13 protein-coding genes are annotated in these 13639 nt (G+C 72.2%); 3 read left to right on the forward strand and 10 right to left on the reverse strand.

What is annotated here, in order from left to right:
- Window positions 1-483, reverse strand: a complete 483-nt coding sequence (locus tag AB0E07_RS24465; RefSeq protein ID WP_362255950.1) for an N-acetyltransferase — start codon at window positions 481-483, stop codon at window positions 1-3.
- Window positions 484-541: 58 nt separating this feature from the next.
- Window positions 542-715, reverse strand: a complete 174-nt coding sequence (locus AB0E07_RS24470) for a hypothetical protein (protein WP_362255953.1) — start codon at window positions 713-715, stop codon at window positions 542-544.
- 390 nt (window positions 716-1105) lie between these two features.
- On the opposite strand from AB0E07_RS24470, the gene AB0E07_RS24475 reads away from it, so the two are divergent.
- Window positions 1106-1537, forward strand: coding sequence for a hypothetical protein (locus AB0E07_RS24475; RefSeq protein WP_362255956.1), 432 nt, complete (start codon window positions 1106-1108; stop codon window positions 1535-1537).
- Between the two features lie 30 nt (window positions 1538-1567).
- Here AB0E07_RS24475 and AB0E07_RS24480 read toward each other — a convergent pair whose 3' ends face one another.
- The 5 genes from AB0E07_RS24480 to AB0E07_RS24500 form a co-directional block, all read right to left on the reverse strand.
- A complete protein-coding gene (locus AB0E07_RS24480; RefSeq protein WP_362255959.1) occupies window positions 1568-3061 on the reverse strand; it encodes an SDR family NAD(P)-dependent oxidoreductase in 1494 nt (497 codons plus the stop codon).
- Window positions 3062-3165: 104 nt separating this feature from the next.
- A complete protein-coding gene (locus AB0E07_RS24485) occupies window positions 3166-4503 on the reverse strand; it encodes a wax ester/triacylglycerol synthase family O-acyltransferase (RefSeq protein WP_362255961.1) in 1338 nt (445 codons plus the stop codon).
- A gap of 169 nt (window positions 4504-4672) precedes the next feature.
- Window positions 4673-5893 (reverse strand): glucose-1-phosphate adenylyltransferase, encoded by a 1221-nt coding sequence (gene glgC / locus AB0E07_RS24490; RefSeq protein WP_362255964.1) that lies wholly within the window; start codon window positions 5891-5893, stop codon window positions 4673-4675.
- 52 nt (window positions 5894-5945) lie between these two features.
- Window positions 5946-7106, reverse strand: coding sequence for a glycogen synthase (glgA, locus tag AB0E07_RS24495; protein ID WP_362255967.1), 1161 nt, complete (start codon window positions 7104-7106; stop codon window positions 5946-5948).
- A 33-nt stretch (window positions 7107-7139) separates the two neighbouring features.
- Entirely contained in the window at window positions 7140-7886 is a 747-nt protein-coding gene (locus AB0E07_RS24500) for a ferric iron reductase (protein ID WP_362255970.1), read from the reverse strand.
- Between the two features lie 198 nt (window positions 7887-8084).
- Here AB0E07_RS24500 and AB0E07_RS24505 point away from each other — a divergent pair, with 198 nt between their 5' ends.
- On the forward strand, window positions 8085-9152 hold the full coding sequence (locus tag AB0E07_RS24505) for a DMT family transporter (protein WP_362255973.1): 1068 nt from the start codon (window positions 8085-8087) through the stop codon (window positions 9150-9152).
- Here AB0E07_RS24505 and AB0E07_RS24510 read toward each other — a convergent pair.
- Window positions 9142-10323: a transglycosylase family protein gene (locus AB0E07_RS24510; protein WP_362255976.1), complete on the reverse strand. Its 1182-nt coding sequence runs from the start codon at window positions 10321-10323 to the stop codon at window positions 9142-9144. The genes AB0E07_RS24505 and AB0E07_RS24510 overlap by 11 nt on opposite strands.
- Window positions 10324-10600: 277 nt before the next feature.
- Here AB0E07_RS24510 and gndA point away from each other — a divergent pair, with 277 nt between their 5' ends.
- A complete protein-coding gene (gene gndA / locus AB0E07_RS24515) occupies window positions 10601-12040 on the forward strand; it encodes an NADP-dependent phosphogluconate dehydrogenase (protein ID WP_362255979.1) in 1440 nt (479 codons plus the stop codon).
- A 461-nt stretch (window positions 12041-12501) separates the two neighbouring features.
- Here the strand turns inward: gndA and AB0E07_RS24520 are convergent, their stop codons facing one another.
- Together AB0E07_RS24520 and panD are read right to left on the reverse strand one after the other, a co-directional pair.
- Entirely contained in the window at window positions 12502-12846 is a 345-nt protein-coding gene (locus tag AB0E07_RS24520; RefSeq protein ID WP_362255981.1) for a GNAT family N-acetyltransferase, read from the reverse strand.
- A 29-nt stretch (window positions 12847-12875) separates the two neighbouring features.
- Window positions 12876-13295, reverse strand: coding sequence for an aspartate 1-decarboxylase (gene panD, locus AB0E07_RS24525; protein ID WP_362255984.1), 420 nt, complete (start codon window positions 13293-13295; stop codon window positions 12876-12878).
- Window positions 13296-13639: the final 344 nt, after the last annotated feature.

Below are 13639 nucleotides of genomic sequence, written 5' to 3' on the forward strand. Positions count from 1 at the left end.
TCAGAGGGCCTTGTGCATGATGTGCAGCCCCACGCGGCCGTACCGGGGATGGTCGAAGCCCTCCGGGACCGTGCCGAGGACGGTGAAGCCGAGTGATGTCCACAGGCCGACCGCCGGGTTGGTCTCCACGACGGCGTTGAAGACCATCGCGTCGAAGCCGTGCGCCTTGGCCTCGTCGAGGACGTGTCCGGCGAGGGCGCGGCCGACGCCCCGGCCCGCGTGGTCGGGGTCGACCATGAAGCCGGCGTTGGCGACATGCGCGGCGGGTCCGCCGTAGTTCGGGGTGAGGTAGGCCGAGGCCACGATCGCGCCGGTCTCGTCCTCGACGACGTAGACCCGCTTCGGGGGACTCGTCCAGAGCGCTCGGGCCGCCTCCTCGGAGGTGTCCCGCGCCCAGGCGTAGGTCTCCCCGGTGGAGACGACGCGGTGCCAGAAGGGCCAGATCCGCGGCCAGTCCTCCGCCGCGGCTTCTCTGATCAGCATGGGCGCCAGTCTGGCACGCCCATGCGATCGTCAGTCTCAAAAAATGCTGTCGGCCCGCTCAGTCCACGCTGGGCAGGATGTGGGGCTCGGCGAGGTCGTCCTCGTAACCCGCGAGGCGGATCGGGGCGGACCTGGCCCAGACGTCCAGGCTGCCGAGCTCTCCGGGCCGACGGCCCGCGCGTTCCGTACGCTCCTTGGGGCGGGATTCGCGCTTGGTCTTCTCTGGTGTCACCGCGCACTCCTTATGTGTCGGGTCACCCTCGGGACGACCGCGCCGGGACCTTTGCGCCCGGTGTCCGCGGCCCACCTGGGTGTGAGTCGAATGCAGTTCGGACGCGGTGGCGCCGGTTTCTCGTGCGGAGCCGGCCGATGTGAACCGGCCGTCCCGGGACGGACCGTGGGTGTGGGTGGGACCCATTGGTGCTGTCCGTCGGCTACAGAGTAACCAAATGAGCGGACCCCTGCTCGATGGGGCTGAAAACTCGGGGTTACTGTCTGAAGACGTCCTGTTTTCTCCCCACGCTACTTCACTCTTCCGAGTTCAGTCGCCGTTGGCCGGTTCGCAAGGCGCCCATGGTCTGCTCGGGGGCGGCAACGGCCCGTCCGGCGGGAGGACTGACGCGTGGAGCTGCGCAGTGTCGAAGAGCTGATGGATCTGCTGTACGCCTGCCGCGGCACCCGGTCCGGGCCGGGCCGCGGGACCGATCTGCACCAGCACGCCCTGCGCACCGCCGCGCTGCTGCGGCGGCGCCGGCCCGCGGACAAGGAACTCCAGGTGGCCGGACTGGTCCAGGCGATCGGGCCGCTGCTCGGCCCCGGCGACCGGGCCGGCCTCGTGGCCGACGCGGTGCGCCCCCTGCTCGGCGAGCGGGTGGCCGGTCTGGTCCGCGCGCGGGGCGCGGGCGGCGGCCCGGCCGACGACGACCTGCTCCGGCTGCGCCAGGCGGCCGAGGAGGGCCACGGCACCCCCTTCGACGCGGGCGTCCTGGAGGACTGGCGCACGGTGCTGGAGCTCCTGGCCGCCCGGAACTCCCGCCTGGGCGCGGTCGATTGACGCCCGGCGGGTCCCCTCAGGGCCGCCGGCCTACCACTTGCCCGGGGCGTAGTCCTTCATGAAGACGCCGTACAGGTCCTCGCCCGTCTCGCCGCGGACGATCGGGTCGTAGACGCGGGCCGCGCCGTCGACCAGGTCGAGCGGGGCGTGGAAGCCCTCCTCGGCGAGGCGGAGCTTGTCGTAGTGCGGGCGTTCGTCGGTGATCCAGCCGGTGTCCACCGAGGTCATCAGGATGCCGTCGGACTGGAACATCTCCTGGGCGCTGGTCCGGGTCACCATGTTCATCGCGGCCTTGGCGGCGTTGGTGTTGGGGTGGCCGGCGCCCTTGTAGCCGCGGCCGAACACGCCCTCCATGGCGGAGACGTTGACGACGTAGGCGCGGCCCGAGGCGGCCTTGGCCGCCGCCTCCGCCATCACCGGGCGGAGCTTGCTGATCAGGATGAACGGCGCCGTGTAGTTGCACAGCTGGGTCTCCAGCAGCTCCACCGGGGAGATCTGCTCGATGGTCTGCACCCAGGTGTTGGTGTCGACGACGTCCGGGACGAGGCCGCCCGCGTCGATGGCGGTGCCGTCGCGGTGCCGCTCCACGCTGGCGTTCCCGGCGACCAGGGCCAGGTCGGCGACCTTCTGGGCGTCGAGCCCGGAGACACCGACCGGCAGCGCGGTCAGGCCGTCCACGGCACCGGAGTTGAAGGCGCCGATGACGTGGTGGGCGGGGAGTTCACCGGCGGGCAGCGGGGCCGACTCGCCGTCCACCAGCGCGGCGTAGGCCGAGGGCAGCCGCCGTACGGTCTGGGTGGCGTTGTTGATCAGGATGTCCAGCGGGCCCTGCTCGGTGAGCTGGTCGGCCAGGGCGACGGCCTGGGCCGGGTCGCGCAGGTCGAGGCCGACGACCTCCAGGCGGTGGATCCAGTCCGCGGAGTCGTCCATGGCCTTGAAGCGGCGGATGGCGTCCTTGGGGAACCGCGTGGTGATCGTGGTGTGGGCGCCGTCGCGCAGCAGCCGCAGCGCGATGTACATGCCGATCTTGGCGCGGCCGCCGGTGAGCAGGGCGCGCTTGCCGGACAGGTCGGCGCGGATCTCCCGCTTGCCGCGGTTCAGCGCCGCGCACTCGGGACAGAGCTGGTGGTAGAAGAAGTCGACCTCGACGTACCGCGCCTTGCAGGTGTAGCAGGAGCGGGGGCGCTGGAGTATTCCGGCGATCTTGCCGGCCTCGGTGACGGACGAGGGCAGGATGCCCTCGGTCTCGTCGTCGATGCGCTGCGCGGAGCCGGTCGCCGTGGCCTCCGTGACCGCCTTGTCGTGGGCGGTCTTGGCGGCCCGGCGCTCCTGGCGGCGGCGCTGCTTGACCGTGCGGTAGATGCCCGCGGTGGCCCGCCGGACGGCGATGGCGTCGGGGTGGTCGACCTCCAGCTCGTCGAGTTCCTCCAGCACGCCGAGGCAGACGGCCAGCCGCTCGGGGTCGATGCCCGGCCCGTACACGACCTCTTCCGCGGTCGCCGCGCCTTCCTCTGTCACCGTCATCGCCGCTGCCGTTCCCTGCTCACCCGTGCGGCGCTCCGACCGCGTCCGCTTTCGAACGGGGAATTCTACGGAGCGTCGGGCGCCACCGCCAAAATCCGGACGGGTCAAGGGCCGCAGGCGGTGATGAGCGTCTCCACCTCCGCGGTGAGGGCGGCGGCGAGCCGGTCCAGGTCGGGTACCGCCTCGCCGTCGGCGACCAGGCCGTAGTGGACCTGGCCGCGGTAGGTGGAGACGGCCACCGCGAGGGACTGGCCGCGGGCGAGGGGGGCGTAGGGGAAGACGGCGGTGACCGGGTTGCCGCCGAGCTTCAGGCCGAGGCTGGGCAGCGGGACGCTGGTGACGAGGATGTCGAACCAGAGCCGGGCGGCCTGGCCGACCAGGGGGCCGCCGATGCGGTGTCCGAGCGCCGGGACGTGGTCGGCGAGCAGGGCCACGGCTCCCGCGCCGCGGTTCGGGCCGGCGTCCTTGTTGCGGTCCATGGCGTTGCGGACCGTCTCCAGGCGGCGCAGCGGGTCGGGGTCGTCGACGGGCAGCCGCATCAGATAGCCGGAGAGGCGGTTGCCCTGGGGGTGCGCGGTGCGCGGGCGGCGCTTGGAGACGGGGATCAGGGCACGGGGCGTGACGCCCTCGCTGCCGTCGCCGCGCTCGTCCAGCCAGCGGCGCAGGGCGCCGGCGACGACCGCGATCAGCACGTCGTTGACGGTGCCGCCGACACTCTTGCGCACCCGGTGCACGTCGTCGAGGTCGACGACCACTCCGGCGGTGCGCCGGGTGCCGCCGGTCGCCCGGGAGCTGAGCGCGGGCACGGGGCGCGCGGCGAGGGTGGACACGGCGACGGAGGCGCCGATGTCGAGGGCCCGGCCCACATCGGACAGGGCGCCGCGGACCAGGCCGGGGAGCTTGCGCACGTCCGGCAGCAGCCCGCGGGCGGGCTCGGCGGGGCGGGGCCGCGGCTGGGGCAGGTCCATCGGGTCGAGTACCGCCGCGGCGAGGGTGAGCGCGCGCAGCCCGTCGGCCAGGGCGTGGTGGAACTTGAAGAGCACGGCGAAGGAGGTGCCGTCCTCGCCGGGCAGCACATGGGCCTCCCACGGCGGGCGGCCCCGCTGGAGCGGGCGCTCCATGAGGCGTCCGGCGGCCGCCTGGAAGTCGGCGGTCGGGGCGTGCAGCCGTACGTGGTCGAGGGGATCGAAGTGGGGCGCGGTCTCCCGGGCCGCGCCTCCGAAGGCGAGCGGCCGCGGGCCGAGCGGCTGCCAGACGTCCCGGATGCGCATCCGCAGACCGGGCACCGCGGCGGCGCGGGCCGCGAGCAGGTCGGTGGCGTGGGCTCCGGCCGCGGGCGAGTGCGCGGAGAAGACACCGAGGGCACCGAGGTGCATGGGGTGCCGTTCGGACTCGATGTTCCAGAACGCCAGGTCGAGAGGGGCCAGCAGATCCGAGTTCAAGGGCTTGCCTCACGTCGACGACGGGTGGGCAAGCAGTCAATCCCCCTGCGGCGATTACGGTCAAGTACGATCAGGCTACGCACAGTTAACAGCAGATTAAGTCCACCCCTTGGCGGTAACACCGGCCTCCGCCGTCACGGTCGGCGACCGGGATCCCGGTGTGACGGGGTCAGGGCACCCGCTGTCCCTTGCCGAGCGCGATGACCCCGCCCGCGGAGACCGTGTACAGCTCCGCGTCCCGCTCCGGGTTGACGCCGATCGTCGCACCCGGCGGCACCTCCACGTTCTTGTCCAGGACCGCCCCGCGCACCACCGCGCCCCGCCCTATGTGCACGTTGTCGTGGAGCACCGAGCCCTGCACGACCGCCCCGGGATCGACGACCACGCCCGGCGAGAGCACGGACCGGGTGACCTGGCCGCGGATCAGGCAGCCGGCGCTGATGATCGACTCCCCGGCGATGCCGCCCGCGTTGAAGCGCGCCGGGGAGAGCTGGCCCGAGGTCGTGTAGATGGGCCACTGACGGTTGTAGAGGTTGAAGGCGGGCCGCTCGGCGATCAGGTCCATATGGGCGTCGTAGTACGCGTCCAGGGTGCCGACGTCCCGCCAGTACCCCTGGTCTCGGGCCGTCTCGCCGGGCACGTGGTTGTCGCTGAAGTCGTACAGCTGCGCCTCGCCGCGGTCGGTGAGCTGGGGCAGGATCGAGCCGCCCATGTCGTGCACGGAGGACTCGTCCTCGGCGTCCCGCTGGAGCGCCTCGACGAGGGCCTTGGTGGTGAAGACGTAGTTGCCCATGGAGGCGAAGACGCACTCCGGGTCGTCCGGCAGACCGGGCGGGTCGGCGGGCTTCTCCAGGAAACGCTCCACCGTCCGGCCGTCGGAGCCGGGGCTGATCACACCGAAGGACGAGGACTCCGCGCGCGGGACGCGGATCCCGGCCACGGTGACGCCCGCACCGGACTCGATGTGCTGGGCGATCATCTGGCGCGGGTCCATGCGGTACACGTGGTCGGCGCCGAACACCGCCACGTACTCGGGGCGTTCGTCGTGGACCAGGTTCAGCGACTGGAGGATCGCGTCCGCGCTGCCCAGGTACCAGCGCGGGCCCAGGCGCTGCTGGGCCGGGACCGGGGTGACGTAGTTGCCGAGCAGGCTCGACATCCGCCAGGTGGTGGTGATGTGCCGGTCCAGCGAGTGCGACTTGTACTGCGTCAGGACGCAGATGCGCAGGATGTCGCCGTTGACGAGGTTGGACAGCACGAAGTCGACGAGCCGGTAGGTGCCGCCGAAGGTGACGGCGGGTTTGGCCCGGTCCGCGGTCAGGGGCATCAGGCGTTTGCCTTCTCCGCCCGCCAGCACGATCCCGAGCACCGAAGGTCCGCCACGACGCATGCCCCGCTCCCCTCACCGTGGTTGATCCATCCCTGCCCCGGCGGGCCGCCCGCTACGCCTGTTCGAGGATCTCCTCGTAGAGCCGGACCGTGCGCCGGGCCACCGCGTCCCAGCCGAACTCCCCCACCGCGCGCTGCCGTCCGGCCTCGCCCATGGCGCGGGCACCCTCGGGATCGCCGAGCACGGAGTCCAGGGCCCGCGCGAGCGCGCCCTCGAAGACCTCGGGGTCCTCGTCCACGTCCACCAGATACCCCGTCTTGCCGTCCTCGACGACCTCGGGGATCCCGCCGACCCGGGAGGCCACCACGGGAGTTCCGCAGGCCATCGCCTCCAGGTTGACGATGCCGAGCGGTTCGTACACCGAGGGGCAGACGAACGCGGCGGCGTGCGTGAGGAGTTGGATGACCTCGGGGCGCGGCAGCATCTGCGGGATCCAGTGCACGCCCGCGCGGACCCGGCTCAGCTCCTCGAACAGGTCGCGGAACTCCCGGTCGATCTCCGGGGTGTCGGGGGCGCCGGCGCAGAGCACGACCTGCGCGCCGGGGTCGATGTCCCGTACCGCGCGCAGCAGATGGGGCACGCCCTTCTGACGGGTGATCCGGCCGACGAACAGGACGTACGGGCGGGAGCGGTCCAGGCCGACCCGGTCCAGCACGTCCGTGCCGTGGTCGGGGCGGTACAGGCCGGTGTCGATGCCGTTGTGCACCACGCGCACGCGTGCCGCATCCAGCGCCGGATAGCAGGCGAGGATGTCCTCGCGCATCGCGGAGGACACGGCGACGACCGCGTCCGCGGTCTCGATCGCGGTGCGCTCCGCCCAGCTCGACAGGGCGTACCCGCCGCCCAGTTGCTCGGCCTTCCAGGGGCGCAGCGGCTCCAGGGAGTGCGCGGTCATGACGTGCGGGATGCCGTACAGCAGCTTGCCCAGGTGGCCGCCGAGATTGGCGTACCAGGTGTGGGAGTGGACGAGGTCGCTGCCCTCCAGGGCGGCGGCCATCGCGAGGTCCACGGAGAAGGTGCGCAGCGCGTCGTTGGCGGTGTCCAGCGCGGACCAGGAGCGGTGGCGCCGGACGCCCTCGGCCCGGCCCTCGCCCCAGCAGTGCACGTCCAGGTCGACGAGGCCCCGCAACTCCCTCGCGAGGAACTCCACATGGACGCCCGCGCCGCCGTACACGTCCGGCGGGTACTCCCGGGTCAGCAGTCCCACTCGCACCCGCAACCCCCTGTCTCGGCCAATGCCCCATGGTCACCCGGATGGGGCGCGCGGGGAAGAGCGCGGGGGCCGCTCGAAGCAGCAGTCGCCGCACACACCCCCGCCCGGAACCCGGTAGTACAGACAGCAGCTGCGCCGCCGGAAGGCGGTCCCCGTCCAGGTGCCGGTGCCGGCGAGAAGGGGGTGGGCGAACAGCTCGGCGGTCAGGGCTCGGGTGCGCCCGGCCTCCTCGGTGCGGCCCCGGGCCCGCGCCCACTGCTCCAGCAGCCGGGCCGAGCCGGCCAGGGCGGAGGCGGCGTTGCCCCACAGCAGGCCCTCGGCGACCCGGAAGCGGGTGTGCACCAGGTCCGTCAGCGGCCGGAGGTGGCCGAGCAGCACGGCATCCGCCAGGTCCCGGCCGGACGGGCGCACCTCGGTCAGCCACAGGTCGTCGGGGGCGCCGGCGTCGGGGTCCCAGCGCAGCCTCTCGGGGTCGAGGTCGGGGAGAACCCCGTAGCGGACCGCGCAGCCGAGCGCCACCGACCAGAGCCGGGCCGCGAGCCCCTGCTGGGCCACGGAGGCGGCGATCCGCACCTCGGGAGCGCCCAGGGACGCCCCCACCTTCCGGACACGGAAAGTCATAGAATCGACGTAAACATCCGATGTTCCGCGGCCGTAGGTCTCGGCCAGGGTCGGCAGGGACCGTGCGGGCGCCCTGGAGGTGCGTAGTACGAAGAAGCCGCCGAGCGGCCGGAGCGCGGTGAGATCGGGGTCGAGGTCCACGAGGAGCAGTAGTACCAAAGCCGGTCGTACCCGCCTCAGGGGGCGACACCCACCCTGGGGAGGACGAGTCACGCTCCGTACTCCATCGGTAGTAGGACGCAATGCGTGCTCAGGTACGACGACGGGAAGGCTTTTTGAAGGCATCGTGTTGGCTATGGAAGCCGACCGTTCGCCGCGCGGGACGAAGAGTCCTCGCCTCACGCAGAGGAGCTGCTCATGAGCGCCCTCGCGTTGTCCGTGCTGCTGTCGCTCGTCTCCGCCGTCGCGTACGCGGGCGGGGCGATCGTGCAGGAGCACGTCGCGGTCTCCACGCCCGGAAAGCAGTACGCGTCGCTGCGCCGCCCCACCTGGTGGGCCGCGGTGGCACTCAACGGCCTGGGCGGCCTGCTGCACGTCGCGGCGCTCGCCCTGGGGCCGCTGAGCCTGGTGCAGCCGCTGGGCGCGCTCACCATCGTGTTCGCGCTGCCGATGGCGGCGCTCTTCGTCGGCCGCAAGGCCGGTGCGACGGCCTGGCGGGGCGCCATCATGGCGACCGTCGGCCTGGCCGGTCTGCTCTCCCTGGTCGGCGCCTCCGAGGCGCAGTCCCTGAGCACCGCCGAGCGCACCGGGGTGGCCGTGGTCACCGCGGCCGCGGTGGCGGCCCTGATGGTCGCGGGCCGGGCGGCCCACCGGCACCCGGTCGTGCGCAGCGTGCTGCTGGCGACCGCGTCCGGTATCGCCTTCGGCATGTCCTCGGTCTTCACGAAGATCGTCGCGGTCGACTGGAACGGCGGGGTGACGGCGGGCGACCTGCCGTCCCTGGCCACCATCGGTGTCTTCGCGACGGCCGGTCTGCTGCTGTCGCAGGCGGCCTACCGGGGCGCCGGACTCGCGGCCCCGCTGGCCGTCCTGACCGTGGTGAACCCCGTCATCGCGGCCGCCGTCGGCATCACGATGTTCGGCGAAACCTTCCGCTACGGCACGACCGGCACGGTCCTCGCGCTGGGCTGCGGTGTGGTCGCGGCGGGCGGTCTGATCCTGCTGACGACGGAGCGTATCCAACGCAGCGAGGCGCGCCCGCTGCCGCGGCAGGAACGCCCCGCCCCCGCGGTGACCGCGGAGGACCTGCTGATCGTGCTCCCCGAGCGGCGGCCCGACGCGGTGATCCCGGCCCCCGCGAAGCCCACGACGAAGGACGACGCCCCGGCCCCCGGCGCGCCGCCCCAGCTCTACGGACCGTTCTACGGCAGCCCGTACGTCCCGCTGCCGGTCCTGGACCGGCACCGTATGCGGGTCAAATCCTGACGCCGCCCGCCCTCAGGTAGGCCACCGGGTCGATGTCCGACCCGAAGCCGGGCCCGGTCCGCACCTCGAAGTGCAGATGCGGGCCCGTGCTGTTGCCCGTGGAGCCGGAGCGGCCGATCGTCCGGCCCGCGCCCACCTGCTGGCCGCTGCGGACGGAGATCGCCGACAGGTGCGCGTACTGGCTGTAGCGGCCGTCGGTGTGCCGGACGACCACCTCGTAGCCGTAGGAACCCTCCCAGCCGGCGCTGACCACCGTGCCCTCCGCCACCGCCTTCACGGAGGTGCCGGTGGGGACGGGGAAGTCGACGCCGGTGTGATAGCCCTTCGACCAGCCGCTGCCCGCCTTGCGGTAGGGCGTCCCGGTGGCGGCGCTCACCGGGGAGACCATGGACTTCGTGGCGGCCGTCTGCGACGAGGTCCCCTTCGAGACCTTCTTCTCGGCCTTCTCGGCTTTGTCGGTCCTGCCCGCCTGGTCGGCCTTCTCGCTCTTCTCGCTCTTCTCGGCCTTCTTGGACTTGCCTGACGTGGCGCGTTCCGGCTCGGCCCTGGCGGGGCTGCCGCCGCTCAGCGCGAGGCGCTGGCCGGGCAGGATGAGGTCCGGGTCGGCCCCGACGGTGCTCCGGTTGGCGTCGTACAGGCGCTGCCAGCCGCCGCGCACGTCCTGGTCGTCGGCGATCCGGGAGAGGGTGTCGCCGCGCACCACGGTGTACATCTCGACGCGGCCCGCCCGGGACTGGGGTGTGGTCTGCGGCTGGACGTCGGCGACGGCGGTCCGCGGCTCCGGCGCGTCATCGCCGCGGGTCAGCCCGGCCCGTACCGAACAGGCCGGCCAGGCGCCGGGGCCCTGTCCGTCGAGGACCTTCTCCGCCACCGCGATCTGCTCGGCCTTGGTGGCCAGATCGGCCCGTGGCGCGTACTGGGTGCCGCCGTACTGCTCCCAGGTGGACTGGGCGAACTGGAGGCCGCCGTAGTAGCCGTTGCCCGTGTTGATGTTCCAGTCGTTCGTCGACTCGCACGCGGCGACCTTGTCCCAGGTCCCCACATCGGCCGCCTGCGCGGTGCCGGTGCCGACGAGCGGGATCGCCATCCCGGCGCCGCCCGCCGTGACGGCCACCGAGGCACGGTTGATCCTGTTCGGCTGATACCGGCGATGCCTGCCGCGAACGGCCATTTCGGTGCCCCCATCGACATGCGTCAGAAGGGCCAAAAGTATGCGCACGTAACAGGCCATGACAAGACGGCAATCGGCCGCGCTTGTGGCTCAAGAGGCGTGCTGCGCGGTTCCGTTGGAATTCGACTGAGGCGGCGCAGGCTTTCCGTGCGTATCTGCATGTGAGACATGCACGGCCCGGAAGTGCGGTCGGCGTACGGGCACGTCAAGATGGTCTGCGGCAGACCGGCAGGGCACGACCGGCACCACGAACACGGATCTCTTAGGAGCCAACCGAATGAGCACTTCAGCCCAGATCGGCGTGACGGGCCTCGCGGTCATGGGCCGCAACCTCGCCCGCAACTTCGCCCGCAACGGCTACACGGTCGCGGTGCACAACCGGACGTCGGCGCGGACCAACGCGCTGGTCGAGGAGTTCGGTGACGAGGGCGAGTTCATCGCGGCCGAGACCGCCAAGGAGTTCGTGGCGGCCCTGGAGCGGCCCCGCCGGCTGGTGGTCATGGTGAAGGCCGGCGAGCCGACCGACGCGGTGATCCAGGAGTTCGCCCCGCTGCTGGAGCCCGGGGACATGATCATCGACGGTGGCAACGCGCACTTCGCGGACACCCGGCGCCGGGAGCGCGAACTGCGCGAGCAGGGCATCCACTTCGTCGGCATGGGCGTCTCCGGCGGCGAGGAGGGCGCGCTCCTAGGCCCGAGCATCATGCCGGGCGGCCCGGTGGAGTCCTACGACTCGCTCGGCCCGATGCTGGAGAAGATCTCGGCGAAGGCCGCGGACGGGGCGCCCTGTGTCACCCACGTCGGACCGGACGGCGCCGGGCACTTCGTGAAGATGGTGCACAACGGCATCGAGTACGCCGACATGCAGCTGATCGGTGAGGCGTACCAGCTGCTGCGCGATGTCGCGGGCTACTCCCCCGCGCGGATCGCGGAGATCTTCCGGACCTGGAACACCGGGCGGCTCGACTCCTACCTGATCGAGATCACCGCCGAGGTGCTGGCGCACGTGGACGCCGCGACGGGCAAGCCGTTCGTGGACATGGTCGTGGACCAGGCGGAGCAGAAGGGCACGGGCCGCTGGACCGTGCAGATCGCGCTGGACCTCGGGGTGCCGGTGTCCGGTATCGCGGAGGCGGTCTTCGCGCGCTCGCTGTCCGGACACGCGGCGCTGCGGGCTGCCTCCCGGGACCTCGCGGGCCCCAAGGCCGCCGCGCTGAGCGAGTCCGAGGCCGCCGCCTTCGCCGACCGGGTGGAGCAGGCGCTGTACGCGTCCAAGATCGTGTCGTACACGCAGGGCTTCCACGAGGTCGCCGCGGGCAGCGAGGAGTACGGCTGGGACATCGACCTCGGCGCGGTGTCGTCCATCTGGCGGGGCGGCTGCATCATCCGGGCCGCGTTCCTGGACCGCATCCGGGCCGCGTACGACGCGCGCGCCGACCTGCCGAGCCTGCTGTCCGACGGGGACTTCGCGGCGGAGATCGCGCAGGCCCAGGACGACTGGCGCGAGGTCGTCGTCGCGGCGACCCGTCAGGGCGTGCCGACGCCGGGCTTCTCGGCGGCCCTGGCCTACTACGACGGGCTGCGCTCGGAGCGGCTGCCGGCGGCGCTCACCCAGGGGCAGCGGGACTTCTTCGGTGCGCACACCTACCGGCGGGTGGACCGTGAGGGTTCGTTCCACACGCTGTGGGGCGGGGACCGCTCCGAGGTCGAGGCGTAGGGATGACGAAGGGGGGTACGGGGCCTGGCTCGGCCCCGCACCCCCCTTTTTTCGTCGTCTCCGACCGTCAGCTGATCGGCGGGCCCGGTTCCGGGCTGGGTACCGGTTCGGGGCCCGGCGGGATCGGGGACGGGCCCGGCTCCGGAACCGGCTGGGGGCCCGGCGGGGTGGGGCTCGGCGGCTGAGGTGTGGGGCTCGGGGGTGTGGGGGCCGGGGGTGTGGGGGTCGGGGCCGGAGGGGGTTGCGGGGTGGGCGGCGGCCCCGGGGTCGGGTCCGGGTGGACCGGGTCCGGGTACGGGTTGGTCATCGTGTCCTCCAGCCTGAGGGGTACGGCGGCTCTCTGGACTACTGCCCCGCGTACCCCGGCTCACCGTCTCCGTCACCCGGCTGGGCCCCGGCGACGGCGGCCGGACCGGCCGACGCCGTCGGACGGGCCCGCGCCATCAGCGACGAGCGGGTGGTCAGAACCGTCCGGGGTGCGCCACCAGCCACTCCTTCGCCGCGCGCAGCAGCTCGGGGTCGGCGGCGGGAGCCTCCTCGGGGTGACGCTCGGCCCACTTCACGACGTACGGGCACAGGGGCGCGACGACGATCCCCTCGCGCTCGGCGGTGGTGTACAGCTCACGGGCGAGGGAGCCGGCGATGCCCTTGCCCTCGTGGGCCGGTTCCACGATGGTGTGCACGGGGACCAGGGCGCGCCCGGGGCTTTCGAGGACGAAGTACTCGATGTGGCCGACGACTTCGTCGCCCTGAAGGGCCTCCAGGCGGCCGCCCGCCCGGTCGTCGCGGATCTCGATGTCGCTCACTGGCACGCTCCTGGTCGGTCTCACCCGGTTCAGGCCGGCACGGCCTGCGGGCTGCGCTCCTGGTCCGAACCCGGGACCGGCTCGGACGGATCGGCGCCGAGGGCCACGATGCGGTTGTCACGGTCCACGTGCACCACGCTCGGCCGCAGGGCCCGCGCCTCGGCGTCGGTCACCTGAGCGTAGCTGATGATGATCACAAGATCGCCGGGGTGGACGAGATGGGCGGCCGCGCCGTTGATCCCGATCACCCCGGAGCCGCGCTCGCCCTCGATGACGTAGGTCTCCAGCCGGGCGCCGTTGGTGATGTCGACGATGTGCACCAGCTCCCCGGGCAACAGATCGGCGGCGTCCAGCAGTTCGGCGTCGATGGTCACGGATCCCACGTAGTGCAGGTCGGCCTGGGTGACGGTGGCCCGATGGATCTTGGACTTGAACATGGTGCGCAGCATGTTGAACTCCTGGAAGACGGCTCCCTGCCTGCTTTGTGCAGGTCAAGGGCGGTCCTCACTGTACACCGGCACGCGTCGGACTCGAGGATACGGAGGAACATCGACTCCACTCGGGCAAGAAGGCTTCTCACCTGCGCTTCCGTGCGAACCAGGCTGTTTCTCCATCACCGACCAAGCGCCTGTTCGAACGCCGGTCCCCGGATGCGCGAGGACTGATGCTGACTCACCTGTGACTTACGTCAGGTCAAGCACGGAGCCGCCTTCGGTACCGACCTGGAAATCGTTCACCGCACTCCTGGCTTTGCCCATCGAGGACGAGGGAGGCCCTGCGCAACCGGTTTGAC

This window comes from Streptomyces sp. NPDC048002, from assembly GCF_040653275.1.
In the GTDB taxonomy this organism is placed as follows: domain Bacteria; phylum Actinomycetota; class Actinomycetes; order Streptomycetales; family Streptomycetaceae; genus Streptomyces.